Source organism: Mogibacterium diversum, assembly GCF_938028775.1.
GTDB lineage: Bacteria > Bacillota > Clostridia > Peptostreptococcales > Anaerovoracaceae > Mogibacterium > Mogibacterium diversum_A.
In genome coordinates this window covers 24086-42128 of record NZ_CALIZG010000016.1, presented here as the reverse complement: position 1 = coordinate 42128, position 18043 = coordinate 24086, and the positions used below count along the sequence as shown (strand labels likewise).

At 40.5% G+C, this 18043-nt stretch carries 17 protein-coding genes; 10 read left to right on the top strand and 7 right to left on the bottom strand.

Annotated elements, in window-relative coordinates:
* Positions 1–63: 63 nt before the first annotated feature.
* Both Q7O90_RS03790 and Q7O90_RS03785 read right to left on the bottom strand, forming a co-directional pair.
* Positions 64–609 (bottom strand): Gx transporter family protein, encoded by a 546-nt coding sequence (locus Q7O90_RS03790; RefSeq protein ID WP_304127704.1) that lies wholly within the window; start codon positions 607–609, stop codon positions 64–66.
* Complete coding sequence (locus Q7O90_RS03785; RefSeq protein ID WP_304127702.1) at positions 590–967, bottom strand: NusG domain II-containing protein; 378 nt, start codon at positions 965–967, stop codon at positions 590–592. The genes Q7O90_RS03790 and Q7O90_RS03785 overlap by 20 nt, the downstream gene beginning before the upstream one ends.
* Before the next feature lie 42 nt (positions 968–1009).
* Between Q7O90_RS03785 and Q7O90_RS03780 the strand changes: the two genes are divergently transcribed.
* From Q7O90_RS03780 to Q7O90_RS03770, 3 genes are all read left to right on the top strand, one after another.
* A complete protein-coding gene (locus Q7O90_RS03780; RefSeq protein ID WP_304127700.1) occupies positions 1010–2050 on the top strand; it encodes an FAD:protein FMN transferase in 1041 nt (346 codons plus the stop codon).
* Positions 2051–2149: 99 nt separating this feature from the next.
* Positions 2150–3010, top strand: a complete 861-nt coding sequence (locus Q7O90_RS03775; protein ID WP_304127698.1) for a PHP domain-containing protein — start codon at positions 2150–2152, stop codon at positions 3008–3010.
* Between the two features lie 133 nt (positions 3011–3143).
* The gene (locus Q7O90_RS03770) at positions 3144–3401 is read left to right on the top strand and encodes a SemiSWEET family transporter (RefSeq protein ID WP_304127696.1); all 258 of its coding nucleotides are present in this window, start codon (positions 3144–3146) and stop codon (positions 3399–3401) included.
* A gap of 110 nt (positions 3402–3511) precedes the next feature.
* On the opposite strand, the gene Q7O90_RS03765 is transcribed toward Q7O90_RS03770, so the two are convergent.
* The 5 genes from Q7O90_RS03765 to Q7O90_RS03745 all read right to left on the bottom strand — a co-directional run bounded on the left by Q7O90_RS03765 (position 3512) and on the right by Q7O90_RS03745 (position 8666).
* On the bottom strand, positions 3512–4570 hold the full coding sequence (locus Q7O90_RS03765; protein WP_304127694.1) for an alpha/beta fold hydrolase: 1059 nt from the start codon (positions 4568–4570) through the stop codon (positions 3512–3514).
* Entirely contained in the window at positions 4567–5346 is a 780-nt protein-coding gene (locus tag Q7O90_RS03760) for a glycerophosphodiester phosphodiesterase (protein ID WP_304127693.1), read from the bottom strand. The genes Q7O90_RS03765 and Q7O90_RS03760 overlap by 4 nt, the downstream gene beginning before the upstream one ends.
* Positions 5347–5419: 73 nt before the next feature.
* Positions 5420–6907 carry an MFS transporter gene (locus Q7O90_RS03755; protein ID WP_304127692.1) on the bottom strand — a complete coding sequence of 496 codons (1488 nt, stop codon included), beginning with the start codon at positions 6905–6907 and terminating at the stop codon, positions 5420–5422.
* 279 nt (positions 6908–7186) lie between these two features.
* A complete protein-coding gene (locus Q7O90_RS03750; RefSeq protein WP_304127691.1) occupies positions 7187–8020 on the bottom strand; it encodes a pyridoxamine kinase in 834 nt (277 codons plus the stop codon).
* Positions 8021–8063: 43 nt separating this feature from the next.
* The gene (locus tag Q7O90_RS03745) at positions 8064–8666 is read right to left on the bottom strand and encodes an ECF transporter S component (protein ID WP_304127688.1); all 603 of its coding nucleotides are present in this window, start codon (positions 8664–8666) and stop codon (positions 8064–8066) included.
* 169 nt (positions 8667–8835) lie between these two features.
* Between Q7O90_RS03745 and pdxR the strand changes: the two genes are divergently transcribed.
* The 7 genes from pdxR to Q7O90_RS03710 all read left to right on the top strand — a co-directional run bounded on the left by pdxR (position 8836) and on the right by Q7O90_RS03710 (position 17922).
* Positions 8836–10257 carry a MocR-like pyridoxine biosynthesis transcription factor PdxR gene (gene pdxR, locus Q7O90_RS03740; protein ID WP_304127662.1) on the top strand — a complete coding sequence of 474 codons (1422 nt, stop codon included), beginning with the start codon at positions 8836–8838 and terminating at the stop codon, positions 10255–10257.
* Positions 10250–11575, top strand: coding sequence for a 5'/3'-nucleotidase SurE (gene surE, locus Q7O90_RS03735; protein WP_304127659.1), 1326 nt, complete (start codon positions 10250–10252; stop codon positions 11573–11575). Before pdxR ends, surE begins: the two co-directional genes overlap by 8 nt.
* Positions 11576–11742: 167 nt before the next feature.
* The gene (locus Q7O90_RS03730; RefSeq protein WP_304127658.1) at positions 11743–12972 is read left to right on the top strand and encodes an MFS transporter; all 1230 of its coding nucleotides are present in this window, start codon (positions 11743–11745) and stop codon (positions 12970–12972) included.
* Between the two features lie 234 nt (positions 12973–13206).
* Entirely contained in the window at positions 13207–13902 is a 696-nt protein-coding gene (locus Q7O90_RS03725) for a response regulator (protein ID WP_304127657.1), read from the top strand.
* Positions 13895–14974 (top strand): sensor histidine kinase, encoded by a 1080-nt coding sequence (locus Q7O90_RS03720; RefSeq protein ID WP_304127654.1) that lies wholly within the window; start codon positions 13895–13897, stop codon positions 14972–14974. Before Q7O90_RS03725 ends, Q7O90_RS03720 begins: the two co-directional genes overlap by 8 nt.
* A 119-nt stretch (positions 14975–15093) precedes the next feature.
* Positions 15094–17253, top strand: a complete 2160-nt coding sequence (locus tag Q7O90_RS03715; RefSeq protein ID WP_304127652.1) for a hypothetical protein — start codon at positions 15094–15096, stop codon at positions 17251–17253.
* Positions 17254–17922: an ABC transporter ATP-binding protein gene (locus Q7O90_RS03710; protein WP_304127650.1), complete on the top strand. Its 669-nt coding sequence runs from the start codon at positions 17254–17256 to the stop codon at positions 17920–17922. It abuts the gene before it with no gap.
* Positions 17923–18043: the final 121 nt, after the last annotated feature.

The following is an 18043-nucleotide window of genomic DNA, read 5'->3' as shown; positions in this document are numbered from 1 at the left end:
AGTTGTTCCGAGAGCGGCGTTCTTGAACTGATACTCGATATTTATATCGGATCTATTAGAAGCCTACCTTATAAACTTAGCTCTTCTAATCACCAATTCTGCAGCTACGCCGATGGCAACTCCGGCTATCGTTCCAGAAATCATCAGCACCGGTAGGTAGTAGAAGATTCTGATGTCATTGATGAGTAATGCCGCAATGGTGAGCTGCCCCATATTATGCAGGAAACCACCTGCCATACTGACACCGGTAATGCTGAAGAGATTGGTCTTCTTTAGCAAAATCATTCCTATCAAGCTGATCGTAGCACCTGCGAGAGAGTAGAGCATGCCGAACACACCGGTAAAAAGTAATCCTGCTACTACTATTCTAATGACATTTAACATAACTGCGTATTTGGCAGAGAGCTTATACAGCGCAACGACAGCCACTAAGTTAGCTATCCCTAATTTGATCCCCGGAATGCCTGGAGTATATGGTATAATAGCTTCGACGTACGATAAAATTAGCGCCAGTGAAGCTAGAAGCGCAACGGTTGCGACGTTACTGCTGCGGCCGTGAGGAGTCCTCCGTGAAGGCTCGGTTGAGTGTTTAACTCGAGACTGAGTCATACTTGTTTGCCTCCTTTCCGCTTATCGAAACGACCACTTTGTTAGGAAGGCAGATTATGCTTTCCCCGGTCTTGCTTATAGCTTTGTGCTTTACGCACACCTGATTTTCGCATGATGCTTCGGACATGGTCACGTAGCCGTGCTTAATTCTGATTACATTTAGCTTATTCCCGCGCTTTACAGCGATAGTTTTATCCTCGGACAAGCTGTACACTCCGTACTTCTTGCCATCTACTGTCACGGTGACTTTGTCTCCTGAATGACTCGTCGTGCTGAGCCATACCGAGGAGGCGATACCGAGTGAAATGAGGATTATAAAGAGGATGATATCAGCTTTTTTTATAAATCCTTTTAACATTGTTCGTTATTCCCTGTAACCCCTTAAATGTGAGGTAATAAATTGATTAAACTTAGCAAACAAACCATAAAACTTTCGTTAATATTCGTAATAATCGCAACGGTTATTATAACACAGACAGCCTGCAAGAACACCAAGGATGTTGAGCCAGTATCAAAGGAGGGCTTCTATCTTGATACAGTGTGCAAGATTTCGATATACGACATGGATGGAGATCTGGACAAGGAGAAGGCAGAGGCTGCAATCAACAAGGCTTATAAAAGATGCCGCGAGCTCGAGAATACTTTAAGCAACACAATCGAGTCAAGTGAAGTCAGTCAGATTAATAGTGCTGGCGGCAAATGGGTAACTGTAGGAAAAGACACACTCAAAGTCGTTAAGGCTGGTGTGAAGTATGGAGAACTATCGGATGGTGATTTCGATATAACTATCGGATCGGTTTCAGGGCTATGGGACTTTCAGTCTGAGAATCCAGTAGTTCCAGAGCAGTCTAAGATTACTGAAGCGCTGAAGCATGTAAACTATAAGAATATTCAGTTCGACGGAAACAAGATAAGAATCATAGATCCTGAGGCTAAGCTCGATCTAGGAGGAATTGCCAAGGGGTATGTTGCAGACGAACTTACGACACTGCTCGAGAAAGAAGGCGTAACATCTGCTGTAATTAACCTTGGAGGTAACATTTCCACGATAGGTGGCAAACCGGATGGCAGTCCATTTATCATCGGAATAGAGAAGCCATATACTGACAGGACCGAAATAATAGGAACCACGACAGCGGATAACCAGACCGTTGTAACTTCAGGAATATACGAGAGGCAGTTCCAAAAGGATGGTAAGATTTACCACCATGTGCTAAGCAGCAAGACGGGATATCCTGTCGAGACACAGCTTGAGGCTGTCAGCTTGGTGGCTAAGAAAGGTCGCTCGATGGATATAGATGCCATGAGCACAATCTGCCTGATGAAAGGTGTAGATGGCGGAAAGGCGTTTATCAAGAAGCAGAAAGGTGTTGAGGCTGTCTTTAGCGCACAGGGCAAGGAAGTTGCCAAGACTAAGGGCATGAAGTTCACAGCCGAATAGCGAATTAACGCACGGCTGTCAGATGATCATAATATCAAGCGTAGCAGCTAGCGCGCAATATGCAGATTGCAAATATTAAGTAAGCAGGAGGTGTATAGTATGAATAAGAATAGAATTCTGGTCGATATGCACCTCCATACCACATCATCAGATGGTTCGTTTAGTCCCTCGGAGGTTGTACAGAGGGTAAAATCATCGGGCGTCAAAGTATTTTCGCTGACTGATCATGATACGACTGCCGGTGTGCACGAAGTCGAAGATGATATACCGGAGGGAATGGAATTTTTCAAAGGAATTGAATTCTCCTGCAAAGCCGGCGACATTAAGTGTCACATACTCGGCTACTCGTATGACGATAATCACCCCGATTTTATGAAAGCACTCGCCGCTGCAGAGGCGAAGAGAGAAGATAAGCTCACGACTAGAATTGAACACCTTAGGGAAGTGGATGGCATAGAGCTAACTGGAGGAGAAATTGCAGAGCTAGAGGCGATTCCTTCAGCTGGGAAGCCCCATATAGCTAATATCCTCATGAGGAGAGGAATCCCAGGCACCAGAACTGAGATTATAAACAGATATCTTGAGTTTGGAGTGGAAAGCAGGATTTCTGCAGAGCTAGCTATTAGGGCGATTAAGTCATCTGGTGGAGTTGCTATCTGGGCTCACCCTCTCGGTGGGGAGAATGAAATCCATATGAATAGAGAGGAACTTGAGGGGAAGCTAGATGTCCTGCAAGGCATAGGAATTGAAGGACTGGAGTGTTTTTATTCTAGATACGACGACCGTGAAATTGCGATGCTGCTTGAGATTGCGGAGAGTCGGGGGCTTATCGTGAGTGGAGGAAGTGATTTTCACGGCAAGAATAAAAATGTAGAAATCGGTGAACTCGGCGTGAGTAAGAGACCTGTCTTCGATTCAGATCTTAGCCTTATAACAGAACTCAGGAGGAGAAAGCGATAGAGACTTGTTCGGTATAAAGTGCATTTTCATGTTGCATTAATTAAATTACAGTATTGAATGACTTTTCTCATTTGTATATAATACGCAAGTTCGTAAAAACGATAATTTTTCAAAAAAGCAAAGGGGTAATAATATGAGTGAGAAGAAAGCAAATATGTTGGGATGGGCAGGAACATGCATGTCCATTCTAATGTACGTAGCATACATAGCTCAGATAATGAGCAATCTAAACGGAAACAAAGGCAGCTTCATCCAGCCACTAGCTGCAACCATAAACTGCACGCTGTGGGTTACATACGGTCTCTGTAAACAAAAGAGAGACTACCCTATCATTGTTGCAAATATACCGGGGATTATCTTCGGTCTAGGAGCGGTGATAACATCATTTTAAATATAATCAACATGAGCATGTAAACGCCACTCCAGAGTGCTGGGGTGGTGTTTTTTCTTATGAAATTCTCGGATGCGATACAGTAATAAGAACGTATAGATGCTTGTTTTTTATAGATTTTGTCCGCATACTTTGCCGAGAAACCCAAATATCCTCCTGTAGTAGTCCTCGAGTATCTCATCGGTTCCATTATATAGCTCGTGCTTAGCACCTTCGTATATGACGAACTCGGTGTTCGGCGTACTATATGCGAATTTATAGTGACCTTTTGAATCCACAAGCGCATCATTTCCAGATGTAAGGAGCAAAACAGGGATATCTATCTTGCCAGCGTCCCTTAGAATTTTAGGAGTCGTACGGAAACTCGCGTAGCCCCAGCCGTTAGACATCATATTTGTATGATAGTGGCTATCTTCAAGGCGCTGATTAAATATATAAGTGTACCTCGCCTCTGACATTGCACTGCTCTTCTCGTAAGTAGGGATGCCATCCCAGCGTTTGCCACCGGGAAACGGTAGCTTTTCCTGACGTAGAAGCTTGATTTTAGCTAGCATGAGGCTGATTAAAAACTTAGGCGTGCCATCAGTTTTTATCTCGAACATTGGAGAGCTTAGAATTGCAGCGTCGAATACTCCTGGATGCTGCTCTAGGTATAGAGCGCCGATTGCACCGCCCATGGAGTGTGCGAACATTATGCATGTGAGATTTCCAATGCGTAGCTTAACAACTTCAGTCATAAACTGATGTATGTCCTGGGTGTAGTCATTGTAGCTATTTACATGGACGATATCAGCCTCATCTATCTGCCTACCCGAATAGCCGTGGCCACGGTGCTCCATGAAGAAAACTTCGTAGCCAGCAAGCCAGTAATATTCCGCCATCTCGTGAAATTTCCCCCAGAAGCCACAGTAACCATGGAGCATGACGATGCAGCCCTTCGGAGAATCCTCCTGCGGTGCATGGTAGTACCGTATAGATAGACCATCATATGAGGTAAACTGACCTTCGGTTACATGGCTTTCTCTCCACTGTTTATTGGTATAGGCCATGTGCTCGCCGTATTCGCTTTCTCTCACGATATTAATGTCTGATGGAAGGTTCGCATCACTTAAATTATGAGCTTCAGATGCGTTTACCCGTGTTACTCTTGCCTGCGTATGAACCTTCATATCAGCCTCTCGATTACTTCAAATGCTTTATCAGGGTAGTTGGTAATAATGGCGTCAACGCCAGCTCTATATGACATCTCGATATACTCATCGGAATCAACCGTCCACACGTTGACGGCAATACCTTCCTTATGGCACTCTTCTATAAATCCAGGAAACTGTATGTTGTAGAGAGCTGGGTGTAGAGCTTGAACTCCGTATTTTTGCGCATATGCTGGCATATCGATTGTTCCGTCAGCATAGAGGAATCCTAACTTCGCCTCAGGAGATATTTCTCGCATATGCTTTATCGTGTAGTGGTTAAATGACGAATAGATGACCCTATCTGAGAATCCGCATTCGCTGGTCAATTTTAAAAGTTTTTCTGCCATGCCTGGGTAAAAAACAATGCCTGTCTTAAGCTCTATATTGATCAGTATGTCGGTATCGCTCAGCAGTTCAAACACCTCGTGCATAGTCGGGATAGTGGCTCCTGAGAAATTTTTTTTGCCAGAGGAGAAATCAAGAGCTTTCAATTCCGCGAGCGTTTTGTCTTTAATCCATCCGCTGCCATTAGAGGTTCTATCTATTGTCTCGTCATGACAAACGACGAGTTCGCCATCTCTGGTCATCTGCACATCTAACTCGATGCCGTCTGCACAGAGTTCGACTGCCTTCTGAAATGCTGCGAGAGTGTTCTCAGGGCAATATCCGCTTGCGCCACGATGCGCCCATATGAGTGGTCGATTCTTTAATGTAGTAATTCGCTTGCCGTTATTAGTGTAATCATTAGTCATCTGTGTTCACCTTGTGCTTTCGTTAAGTCATACGATGCAAACTGCAGCTTGTATCGCACGACTCTACCCTTTATTACTTAACCTTGTGTTCGTTAGAAACATTCCACAAATCCTCGTATTTGAAACCCGTTACACGTTCGAGGATTCGCTTCTCGTCGTCAGTTATGGTGCTGTTATCGGTGCCGCGCCTTCTACCTATTTCCTTCTTTACGATATCGAACTCCTTATTCGTTATAGGGAAGATGTATCCGAATATCAGCAGTAATACTACGAGAATAGCTGGTATTACAATAAAAATCATAGCGATTCCGCGCTGCGTTGTTAAAGCTTGACTGACTCCTGAATGCGCGAGTTTAGTATCGTAACCTACTAGCGACAGTAGGAGCCCGATGAACCACACTGATAGACCCGCCGAGATTTTTCTCGCAAATGTCGCCATTCCAGATACGATGCCTGGACGCCTTGTGGAAGTAATAAGTTCGTCTATATCCGCCATATCGGCCAGAATTGCAAATATGCTCGTCAAAGTTGCTGCGTTTCCAATTCCCACTCCTGCGGAGAGTAGAAGGACTGGAACAATTGGGGCACCTGCGTATGAAAACGCGAGCAGTCCAACGGTTGAAGCTAACCTTATAGGAGCACCGATGAGGATTGTGGTGCGTTTTGAGGTTCTGGTCATTATCGGTGTGAAGATTATCATTCCAACGAGCTGAGATGAGAGAAGTACACCCATCAGCATGGTCAGGTATCCCTTATCATATCCACCTAAAACATCGTCGACATAATAAATTGCCATACCTGATACGAAGTCCATCGCACACTGACCGGAGAGGTATATACCGATGAAAATCTTGAATGAACGGCTCCTCAATACTGACGATGCCTCGGAGAAGCTGTCGCGGAGCTTCGTCTTAACTGGTGGCTTTACCTTTTCCCAAGTTCCTATAAATGTCACCACGGCTGCAAAACCGAACAGGATGCCGAAAATGATCGCTACCTTAAGATACATGCTCGTGTTCAAAGTGTCCTTTATCATTAGTGTTGGAACGAGCCCAGCGAGGATAGCTCCTACAGTAGACCAAATCATCCTGAGACTCGAGAACTTTGAACGAATATCATAGCTATCAACCATGTCCGGCAGGAGACCGTTGTAAGGGACCATTATGATTGTGAAGCACGTCGAAAATAAGCAGTACATCACTATATAATAGATAAATTGTACCGTAGTGCTTCGAGATGGAATCGTTGTCCAAAGCGAGATAAATGCGATAGCCGATAGGATTCCGCCTATCAATATATACAGCCTCTTAGGTCCAAATCTCGATGATGTTCTATCGGTGATATTTCCCATCATCGGATCGGTAATGGCGTCCCATACTTTTCCGACCATTGGTATAGCGCCAGCGAGTGCAGCGGGCATGCCAAGAGCCTTAGTAAGGAAGACTAAAAAGAATGTGTTGATGATTACGAAAGCACCACCTCCGTAGAACTCAGCCATTCCGTACATAAGACCGGCCTTTACCCCTGTGCCGCGGAATTTTCCTGCGATTTTATCGTTCATTATGACCTCCGGTAACAATTGTCATCAATATGCATCGCTGTCATTAATGATTATTAACGACTAACTTAAATATTTTCATTAACGATTATCTTTGCCATTTTACCATATACTGACTTGTAAAAGGGATGTAAACGCGTAAATAGTTAAATTTTTTTAGATAAATTAAATCGTAATAATAGGTGGGAACAAAACAGTAAATAATTACGAACAAAACAATAAGCCGGGAACTTGCGCTCCCGACTACATGTCGTTAAAACATATGGCTACATGCCTAGCGGATTAACCGCGAATGGCTGAAATTAAATCTCCAAGTAATGGTTCAAACTTTACACCATACCAGTGCTCCTTGTCATCTATCGTATTCTTGATACAGCTGAGGACGAAATCGCCAGCAATTCTAGCTGCTTCAGCCTTATCTTTGCCTGCAAGGCAAGAACCTACAAATGCAGATGCGAACACATCACCCGTTCCGTGGCAAGAAATAGGCATCTTCTCGTGCCTTATATAATTTATGCCGTTTTCGTCTGATACGAGGATTCCTGTGCTCTCATCATCATAGCTGACACCAGTCATGATGACTGTCTTGGCACCCAACTCGTGCAGACCCCTTACAAGCATCTCCGCATACTCTTCGTCGTAGTTCTCCTTGTACTCATTACCTGTTAGAAGTGAAGCCTCCGTTATATTAGGAAGTGTTACGTCTGCCACAGCAACAAGCGACTTCATGACCTCCACGAAGTCCATGTCAAATGCTGGATATAGCTTGCCACCATCGGCCATCGCAGGGTCGACTATCCGTAGACCGGACGGAGATACAAGCCTTGCAAATATATCCTTGACATATGAAATCTGCTCGCTGCTTCCGAGGTATCCCGTATATGCTCCATCGAATGTAATTCCCTCGATCTCCCATTGCTTGATGATATCAGGCATATCGCTAGTTAAGTCGCGGCAAGTAAAACCTTTAAATCCACCAGTGTGATTCGAAAGTACGGCTGCTGGTAAAATTGCTGTCTCGTGTCCGCATGCCGAAAGTATAGGTAGTGCGACGGTCAGCGAGCACTGTCCGACGCACGATATATCTTGTACAGATAATATTCTCTTATATTCCATTATTAACCTCAATTTCCGTAATTTACTTCTAAGTATTCGTTGGTTAGAGAGAAGTTCTCTTATAATAGAATCCTCTTCCTAGTGCCGTCTTGCCTAATGCCGCAGAAACTATGATAGCAACAACTGCACCAACAGTTGCCTGTAGGACATTGCCGGGAACATCAGCGAGTGGGGCAGCCCAGTTTCCATATATGAAGCCCTGCGCTGCATAGTAACCAGATACAGTCCAGAGAACTGCAAGTACGTATGCGAATAGCTCTGAAAAAGGTAGTCCTGCAACCTTAGCTACATGACCTCCGTTTGCCGCACGCTTATTCAGTAGGTCAAAGAATAGCTGCACAATCAGCACCATAATTATTTTGATTACCAATGTCCAAGGTGCCCAAACGGCATAACCACCATAGATGTCTGCTAGCCCAGCACCAACACCTCCAGCGAAGCAGGCGTACTTCTTAGGCAAGATGATCGCTGCGAGAAGCACGAATCCGTCACCAAGGTGAATGTAGCCCATCGCATTAGGAATCTTGAAGAATGTAGTTGCAATCATAACCATAGCAGTCATCATCGCAGTGGTTACTAGAATTAAAGTCTTATCGCTTCTGTCGGCACGGCTGGTGCCGTTTGTCTGGTTTTTAGTTTCAATCATACTTTTTATCCTCCATATAGCAATCTATAATTCCTTATAGAAATGCTGTTTTTATTATCGAATTGTCGTTGTGCACTCTTTCGACAAGTATTATAATAACAACATAGTGCAATTATAAAAATATACAATTTATGCAAATTTTTAGAATACAGATAGGGGAAAACAGACGATGAGAAGCATTATTTTCGATTTTGCCGATAATAATGAACAAAATCTATATATACAGATTTTTGATTACATAAAGGGTAAAATTCTTTCCGGCGAGTTTGAGCTCGGCACGAAGCTGCCTTCGCTACGTCAGCTTGCGAAGGAAAATGGTATCAGTGTCACTACTGTTGAGACCGCATACAATCAGCTGCTCGTAGAGGGTTACATAGAGAGCAGACCTAAGTCAGGCTACTATGTCAGCGATGATATATCTGGTGCGGTCGGAAATGGAAGTACAGGCGGAGAACTCACACTGGACGAGCTTCTCCCCCCAGAGAGCACCAAGACTGTTAAGGAGCGCTCGCTCATCTACGACGAGGAGAGTTTCGAGTTCTCGAAGTGGAAGAAGTGCATGAGCAAGGTATTCAATGAGTATGCCTACGCGCTGCAGTCTGAAGCTGATGTACAGGGTGAAGCAGCACTTCGCTACGAAATTGCAAAATATCTATATGCTGGCAGAGGGGTTAAATGCTCGCCAGATCAGGTTGTGATAGGCGCTGGCTCACAGCAGCTCGCAACACATCTCATACGTATTTTAAAAGAGCTTGGCATCAGCAACGCAGCGATGGAGTCTCCGGGGTATGGACCCGTTAGGGAGATATTCAAGGATGAAGGTGTCAGTCTATCTAATATCCCAGTTCAAGATAATGGGATCATGATTGAGCGTCTTCCGGTCAACATGCGAAGCCTCGTCTACGTGAATCCGTCAAATCAGTTTCCGTCAGGCGCTGTTATGCCTATTGGCCGTAGATATGAACTGATTAAATGGGCGGAAGCCAACGATAGCTATATCCTAGAGGATGATTACGATAGCGAACTCAGGTACTTTGGGAAACCTATACCAGCCTTACAAGGCCTCGATAGGTCGGGAAGAGTCGTGTATCTCGGCTCGTTCTCGTCGACACTTTTTGCATCGATTAAGATAAGCTACATGGTGCTGCCGAAGGAGCTCATGGAGATATTTGACAGAATCAAGAGCAAGTATTCGCAGACGTGTTCCAAGGCGGAGCAGATTTGTTTAGCTCTGTACATGGACAATGGCTATTACTACAGGCATATCAAGAAGTGCAGAAAAAGAAATTCTGAAAAGCTTCACACCACTATGGAGATGTTTAAGGAATATGGAGAAGGACTGATTGAGGCACTTGACTCTAAGTCTGGATTGGCGGTTATGCTGCGCATCAAAGCTCCTGTGCCGGTTGAACAATTATGCAAGGTAGGCAAGGATGTCGGGCTTATGATGAACCCTGTTACGGACCTCTGCACTGAGGAAGAACAGGTAGTGTACTTCTACTTCTATAGGGTGTCTGAACCGCTACTACGGCTGCTTATAAAGATGTTTGTCGGTAATATCAAGAAGGGAATGAGGAATATCAATGCTTAGAATATTAGTTAGCAACGATGATGGAATAGAGGCGCACGGAATCCGCACATTGGTACGTTTTCTTTCGCACATGGCAGAGGTATATGTTGTGGCTCCTGACAAGCAGCGGAGTGCTAGCGGGCAGGCGATTACGTTTGGTGGCAAAGTGACTGCTAAGCAGGTAGAGATGGATGGAGCCAAGAAGGCAATCGCCTTATCTGGAACTCCTGCAGACTGCGCTAAGTTCGGTATAGATATGATGAGGGAGGCGGGGACGCCACCAGACTTTGTCATAGGCGGAATCAATCACGGCGGAAATGCTGGTGCAGATATAAACTATTCCGGAACGTTCGCGATTGCAAACGAAGGCGCTATGAACGGGTATAGAGCGCTTGCACTGTCCGTGACAAACAGAAAAGCGACGCACTTTGAATTCATCTGCGAGATGATACCAGAGCTGCTCGAAGTAGCGAAGAAGCTACAGCCTGGGAGCATTCTCAATGTAAATGCACCTGACCTTCCCAAGTGGCAGATTAAGGGTGTGAGGTATGCCGAGGCTGGCATCTGTGGTTTCAACAACAAATTTGAGAGGGTCATGGAAGAAAATCCGGATGACGAGGATGAGGAGCGCGAAAATAAACCTTTTTCAGAAGGAGAATATAAGTATAACGGTGAGGTGACGGACGGCAGCGTTCAGCCGTCAAATACCGACCTCTACTGCCTGGCAAATGGATATGCGACCATCACTCCATATAAGGTGAACCGCGTGGATAACGGCTTGCTCGCAAAGCTCCGTGGTCTTAGCTCGGATAGTACAATGTGCATAATCATGGATGTCCAAGGGCACACAGTGTCAAAGGTTCGTAAGAGCGAGAAGTTCATGGGGAACATATTAAAGCTAGCAAAATGCCTCAGAATACTAGAACTTCCAACGCTCCTAACAGAGCAGTTCGGACACGATACAGAGCCAGTTTTAGGTGAACTCAAGAGTGAGTTACATAGCTTTGAGAAGCTGGATAAGGTTGATTTTGACTGTACATCTTCCCCAGACATGGAGAGCTTGCTACAGTCTCATAAAGGTAAACGCATTGTGCTCGCTGGCCTAGAGGCACATATTGGGATACTGCAGAGCGCTAGGAGCCTTATAGAGAAGGGGTATGACGTTCAGGTCATCAAGGATTGCTGTGCTTCCAAGCAGAAGGATGACCTCGAGGAGGCGATGAAAACACTCAGGGATATCGGATGCACGATTACAACTTTAGAATCATTCATATATGATGAAATCGGTAGTACAACCAACTTCTCATACAGGAAGGTGAAGAAGGTTCTCGAAGCATAAATAAAAAGTTATGTGGCTGATATGATAATAATTGCTAGAAAATACACGTAAAAAATGTTATTATATTTTGCATTGGCGCTCAGCGTAGAGCTATGGAGCGTTAAATTATATAAGCGCTACATGGAGGTAATGGCAGCGCAATTAGGTAAGGACAGGTGGTTTAAGAAATGAATAACAACAAAAGATGGTTGTACCTCGGAATGGCGACTATTTCAACGCTGTTCCTCGGACTTATTTACGCATGGTCACTGTTTAGAACTCCTTTTGCAGAGGTATTCAAGACATGGACAGTAGCACAGATGTCGATGACATTCACTATATCGATGATCATGTTCTGCTTGGGCGGACTCATCGGAGGTCATCTCGGCAAGGTTTTCGGTGTAAAGCTCAGAATTCTCATCTCTGGAGCACTGCTTCTCATCGGATTCTTTATGGTTTCGACTTTGAATCCAGCAGATGCTTCAGGAAGTCTCACGAAGCTTTATATATTCTACGGCGTATTCGGTGGCGGCGGCGTAGGTGTTGGATATAATGCCGTTATCACCACTATCACTAAGTGGTTCCCAGACAAAGTTGGTCTTGCTTCGGGAATCATGCTCATGGGATTCGGTCTAGGTGGACTTGCCCTCGGAAGTGTTGTAACTAAGTTCATTGCGAAGTATGGAATTTTCTCAACATTCAAGATTCTAGCTATCACAATTTTCATAGTAATGGTTGTTGCAGCTATTATCATTAAGGCTCCAGAAGCGCCTGCAGCAGGTGCAAGCAAGGCTGCAGCATCTGATGACAAGGTTCATCACTATTCAGCTGCAGAGATGATGAAGACAGGCAGATTCTGGGTGTTCTTCATCTGGGCTGTTGCTCTCAATTCGGCAGGTCTGATGGTTATCAACAGCGCAGCTAATATCTCGCTTGCTTACGGTGGATCTGCGGTACTCGGAATGATCGTTTCGCTGTTTAACGGAGCAGGAAGAATCGTTACAGGTAATAACTTTGATAAGTTTGGCAGAAAGACGACTGCTATTGTAAATAACTTATTTATGTTTATAGCAGGTGTCCTGCTTGTAATCGGCGGCATGAGTCATTCGCTCATCGCAATCGTCGTTGGGCTTATCTTCGTAGGTCTAGCTTATGGAGGAACTCCAACGCTCACATCTGCATACATCAATAAGGCGTTCGGACATAAGTATTTTCCGACTAACTTCAGTATCGCAAACTTCTCTCTAATCCCAGCAGCTATTATCGGACCTAATATCTCTGCTAAGCTGCTCGAGGCTGCGGGTGGAAAGTATGATTCGAACTTCTATGCGCTAATCGTATTCACCTTGGTAGCATTCGTGCTATGGGTTGCGCTTAATGTGACGAGTAAGAAGAGCGATAATGAGGGGTATAAGTAAGATTTAATTATTGAGAAGATTTATCTGATGAATTAGCAGAAAAAATAAATATAAATCAAAGAATCAGCAATAGAGTAGTAACATATGCATTTCATGTATTACAAAATCTACAATTGCTGATTTTTTTATTTTGCTCGATTTTTTAGTATGAAAAAGTGTAAAATCAAGCTAGGGCTAGTAGATATAGTTAATGAAATGATTAGTGTATACATGACTAGAACTATGGAGATACTTATGAAGAGAAGGATTTTGATCGTTGAAGATGATAATAGCCTAGCCGAATTAATAAGGATATATTTAATGTCTGAAGAATGGGAAACAGAAGTTGCATCTACAGGGTGTGATGCAATAGCCATGATGCTAGAAGATAAGTTTGATTTAATTTTATTAGATCTGCTATTACCAGACATTAGTGGTCTAGAGGTGTGTCTTAAAATTAGAGCGTATTCCACCATACCTATTATAATGGTAACGGCTCTTGAGGATTCTGCCCATCGAATATATGGCTTAAATATTGGCGCAGATGATTACATAGTAAAACCCTTTGAACCGTATGAACTGATTGCTCGGATAAAATCACAATTTAGAAGGACTTATGAGTATTCTAAAAAAGATAGCGAAAAAAACGATTATGAAAGGGAAATTAGTGACTTAAAGTTAAGTAAAAAGACCCATAAAGCATACTATAAAAAACATAATATAGATTTAACACCAAAGGAATTTGAAATACTATGGCTTCTTATGGAAGACCCTGACAAGATTTATAATATGAATGATATTCACTATGAGATATGGGGTGATCAAGTGTTAGAGTCAGAAGTAAACCCAGTCATGGTACATGTTAGACGAATAAGAAGCAAATTTGAAAAATATGGAGCAGATTCAATTATAGCCACTGTGTGGGGAGTGGGGTATAAAATAAATGTTTAAAAATAAAGGATATCTTATAGCGACAATTATTCATCAAATCATATGGATTATTACAAGCTCTGTTATAAGCATGATTATATATGAAGGTTTGGACACAATTGTGTATAAAAATATATCAGGTAATCAATTTAATGGCTTATATTCCGCATATTTTAGCTTTGGAAGATACGGAATAATAGTCTTGCTGTTGTTAATAATAATTTGTGGAACTTTCTATATTCAGAAGAAGCGTTTTGACAAATATAATAAATACATCGAGTCTGGATTGATGTATTTAACACAAGAATGCAATGAATTATTAGAATTTCACGAATCATTATCCGCAGAAAGAGATGTGTTTATTGAGCTAAGGAATTACAATAAGGAATTAGAAGAAAAGTATGAAAAAGAATATCAGGAGAAGACAGATCTTCTAACATATCTTGCCCATGATATTAAAACTCCTATTGCAAATATGATGGGGTATATTGTATTGCTAAACGAAGAAAAAGACATCTCAGAACAGAACAGATCAAAGTTCATTAATATCATTTATGAAAACGTGAAATATCTAAACCAGTTAACGGAAGAGTTCTTTTCGTATTTAAAATTCAGCTTAAATGATATACCTGTAAATTTAACAACTTTCAATATAGGTATATTTTTCAGACAATGGGAAGATGAAAAAAGAATAATAACTAAAAACCATAAACTAAAGCTAAAAGTTGCAGAAAAAGACTTTATAGATGTTCAAATGGATACACAGTTGCTTTTAAGGATTCTAGACAATCTAACAACAAATGCAATCAACTATTCTAGCAATGATTCAGATATAGAGGTAATTGTAGATATAGCAAATGACATGCTTAATATCAATATACTTAATAATATTAAAAAAGATGAGATTGTAAACTGGGGCGTGGTGAAAACGAAATTTTATAGGGGTGACTTATCGAGACGAATAGGTGAAACTGGATCAGGGCTTGGACTTGCTATTGTAAACGATATTGCAAATCATCTTGGTGGTAGTTTTGAAATTAATGAAAGTGAGGGGAAAGTTTGCGCAAAGGTGATACTACCCTATAAACGATAAAAAGCAAAGAAAAAGCAAGAAATAATAAAAGAAAATGTAATCAATATAAGTAAAGGATATCCTACAAATTAATAGAGGATATCCTTTTAGTTTTATTGACAAGAAAATGGAGGAAAGACATGAAGAAGCTTATTGGTGCCATAACGGTTTTGCTAATTATGATAATTAGCATTGGTAAATTCTATGAAGAAGATGACGTTTTCTTAAATTATTTTCTTCATGAGTTTGACACTACTATTAACATAACATCAAATGAACATGCAAATAAAAATTCAATTATAAAACTTGAAGGGATAGCCCAAAATAATAATATTAACTTCATAAAATCTGAACGAAAACCAATGAATGGTACCAGAGAACGCCAAACTTTAAAATTATATATTTATTTAAATGATGCAAACTGGTTTCAGGATAGCTATTGGAATATCAAGATAAATAAAAAGGAGAATAAGCTAAATAAATTCTCTAGAGGAGAAATTAAAAGTTTGCTTACAAGAAAAAAAGTTCAGTTAAAGTCTTTTGAAAAAATGAATGAAGTAAGTTTTAGTGGGGATTATCATGTAAGGGGCACGGAAAAAGAAATAAATGAATTTGTTAAAGAAATTAATAAATCAAAAGAAATGACTGCGGTGATTGATAAAAGCTATGTTGTGACAAGTGGAATCACATGGAACCAAGTGGTTTTATATATGATACTTGTAGGATGCATTATATCCATATTCGTTGTTTCGTGCATCCTATTTAACAATCTAATTTCGAAAGAATTGGCTGTTGAAGGACTTCTTGGTTACAACAACTTTGGGTTATCAATAAGAAAAACAATTGATATCCTATTACTTCCTAGCTGTATAGGAGTAGTGGGCTCTATAGCATTTATTCTGCTATTAATAAATGCATATATGAATTTTGAATGCGTATTTCTTATGAAAGATATATATGTGGCTATCATTAAGATAATTGCCGTGCTATTTTTTGTCGAGTGGATTCTGTTATATAGAAAGATAAAATCAATAAATTTAATTAAATGGTTAAAAGGTTACAGAAAATACTCTATCAGAAACTCTAAACTAACGAAAATAATTGTGACTGCTATAACCATATATTTTGCAACTATAAGTGTCATGTCTTACAAACAATACATAAGTCTGAGAGGGTGTCTTGAAAATTGGAGAGATTCAAAGCATTATACGAATACAGCTTGTACTTGGTCATGGGCTTATGTCGAAGATGATGACAAGTTTAATAATGTAGTTGCCCCTAAACTAAATAAGCTTTGGAATCAGCTTGATAACGAAGGGGGGATACTTTTCTTTGCACCTAATCCAGAATATGGAAGCACTGGCTATGATGATAAATATATGAAAGATCAAGCTTTTTATGGGAAATATGCGTATGTAAATGATAATTATTTAAGAACAACAAACATAGTGGACATAAGCGGGAACAAAATAAATAGGAATACAGTAAATGAAAATGAGTGGATTATATATGTGCCAGATGACCTAAAAGTAAGCAAAAAGGATAAAGCAAAAATCCGAGAAGATCATAGATTTCAAAGCCTAAAAAAAGAGAATTTGAAGGAAAAATATATTTTAATAAAATCTAATCAAGAAACATTTTCCTATGATACAAATAAAAGGATTGATAGAGCTAAAGTTAAGGGGTACGTCCTAGTTGCAGTTCGAGGATCGGATATGTCGCCATACGAAGGAGTGAAGTTACCAGTATTAGTAAATGGGCAATTTCATCCATATGTTCTTCATCCAGAAAAGCCATATGATGAAATAAAAAACATTGCTAAAAAAACTCAAGCAGAACAATTTATATTATATTCAAAGTCTGTTTACAACGAAGTTGTGGATATGATTAGCTCGTTTAAAATAGAGTTTATTATATATTTAATAAGTTCAATTTTATTAATGATAATCCTATTCATTTCGCTCAAATTAGATAATGATACTTATTATTATAAAAACAGACAAAAAATTGCTGTATCAAATCTTTTAGGATACCGATTTTATGATGTACATAAAAATAGATTGGCAAGTATCATCAAGGATAATATCGCAAGTTTAATCGTAGTATGTGTATTGATTATGTATCCTAAAATTACAGGGTCATTAGATATTTTTGAGCCACGGGATGGATGGGTTAATTCACAAATTGCTGTAAATATAGTAATTGGAGCACTCTTCATATTGATATGTTCTTGCATTGAACTGATTCTACTTTTAAAAAACGAAAATATGGTTACAAAAAGGCTAAGGGAGGGTAATTAAATGAATGATTCGACTAATCTACAAATATCATTAAAAAATATAGCAAAGAGATATAATAATCATAAGGTTTTAAATAATATTACCCTAGATATATATAAAGGAGATTTTATCTGCATTTACGGTTTGAGTGGAAGTGGAAAATCCACATTACTCAATATTATTGGTGCGCTAGAGGACTTCAATAGTGGTGAATATAAATGTTTTTCTAAACTAAACCCTGCTAGGAAAAAGAAAGATGCAGAACTTTTAAGAAGAGAGAAGATTGCCTATTTGTTTCAGAATTTCGCTCTAGTAGATAAGATGACTGTAAAGGAGAACATGTTATTAGCTACAAGGTATGTTAAAGAGAGAAACAAAGAAGAAATAATAAATTCAGCATTGAATGAATTAGGGGTGCTAGATAAAATAAATGCATATGTATATGAACTATCAGGAGGGGAACAGCAACGAGTTGCTATGGCAAGAAATATGGTGAAACCATATGATATATTGTTAGCTGATGAACCTACAGGTTCCTTGGATATAAAAAATAAAAATATTGTCACCAATAAACTCATTGAACTTAATGAAAAAGGTAAAACGATTATAGTTGTGAGCCACGACGCTGATTTTAAAAAAATTGCCAAAAGAAATTACCTAATAGAAGATGGTATGCTCAAGGAGTTTTGAAGCGGAAATACTAGTAATGAAGAAATTAGAAAATATAAAACTCTATAGCAACTCTAGATTTAAATAAATATGCATTAAATTAAATAATAAAAGCAAGGTCCGGTACACCACTAATAATGTG

Coding starts and splice junctions, on each gene's coding strand:
- Q7O90_RS03755 (WP_304127692.1), bottom strand. CDS start 6,907: ATGAACGATAAAATCGCAGGAAAATTCCGCGGCACAGGGGTAAAGGCC.
- Q7O90_RS03715 (WP_304127652.1), top strand. CDS start 15,094: ATGAAGAAGCTTATTGGTGCCATAACGGTTTTGCTAATTATGATAATT.
- Q7O90_RS03790 (WP_304127704.1), bottom strand. CDS start 609: ATGACTCAGTCTCGAGTTAAACACTCAACCGAGCCTTCACGGAGGACT.
- Q7O90_RS03770 (WP_304127696.1), top strand. CDS start 3,144: ATGAGTGAGAAGAAAGCAAATATGTTGGGATGGGCAGGAACATGCATG.
- pdxR (WP_304127662.1), top strand. CDS start 8,836: ATGAGAAGCATTATTTTCGATTTTGCCGATAATAATGAACAAAATCTA.
- Q7O90_RS03785 (WP_304127702.1), bottom strand. CDS start 967: ATGTTAAAAGGATTTATAAAAAAAGCTGATATCATCCTCTTTATAATC.
- Q7O90_RS03765 (WP_304127694.1), bottom strand. CDS start 4,570: ATGAAGGTTCATACGCAGGCAAGAGTAACACGGGTAAACGCATCTGAA.
- Q7O90_RS03745 (WP_304127688.1), bottom strand. CDS start 8,666: ATGATTGAAACTAAAAACCAGACAAACGGCACCAGCCGTGCCGACAGA.
- Q7O90_RS03775 (WP_304127698.1), top strand. CDS start 2,150: ATGAATAAGAATAGAATTCTGGTCGATATGCACCTCCATACCACATCA.
- surE (WP_304127659.1), top strand. CDS start 10,250: ATGCTTAGAATATTAGTTAGCAACGATGATGGAATAGAGGCGCACGGA.
- Q7O90_RS03760 (WP_304127693.1), bottom strand. CDS start 5,346: ATGACTAATGATTACACTAATAACGGCAAGCGAATTACTACATTAAAG.
- Q7O90_RS03750 (WP_304127691.1), bottom strand. CDS start 8,020: ATGGAATATAAGAGAATATTATCTGTACAAGATATATCGTGCGTCGGA.
- Q7O90_RS03720 (WP_304127654.1), top strand. CDS start 13,895: ATGTTTAAAAATAAAGGATATCTTATAGCGACAATTATTCATCAAATC.
- Q7O90_RS03710 (WP_304127650.1), top strand. CDS start 17,254: ATGAATGATTCGACTAATCTACAAATATCATTAAAAAATATAGCAAAG.
- Q7O90_RS03730 (WP_304127658.1), top strand. CDS start 11,743: ATGAATAACAACAAAAGATGGTTGTACCTCGGAATGGCGACTATTTCA.
- Q7O90_RS03725 (WP_304127657.1), top strand. CDS start 13,207: ATGAAGAGAAGGATTTTGATCGTTGAAGATGATAATAGCCTAGCCGAA.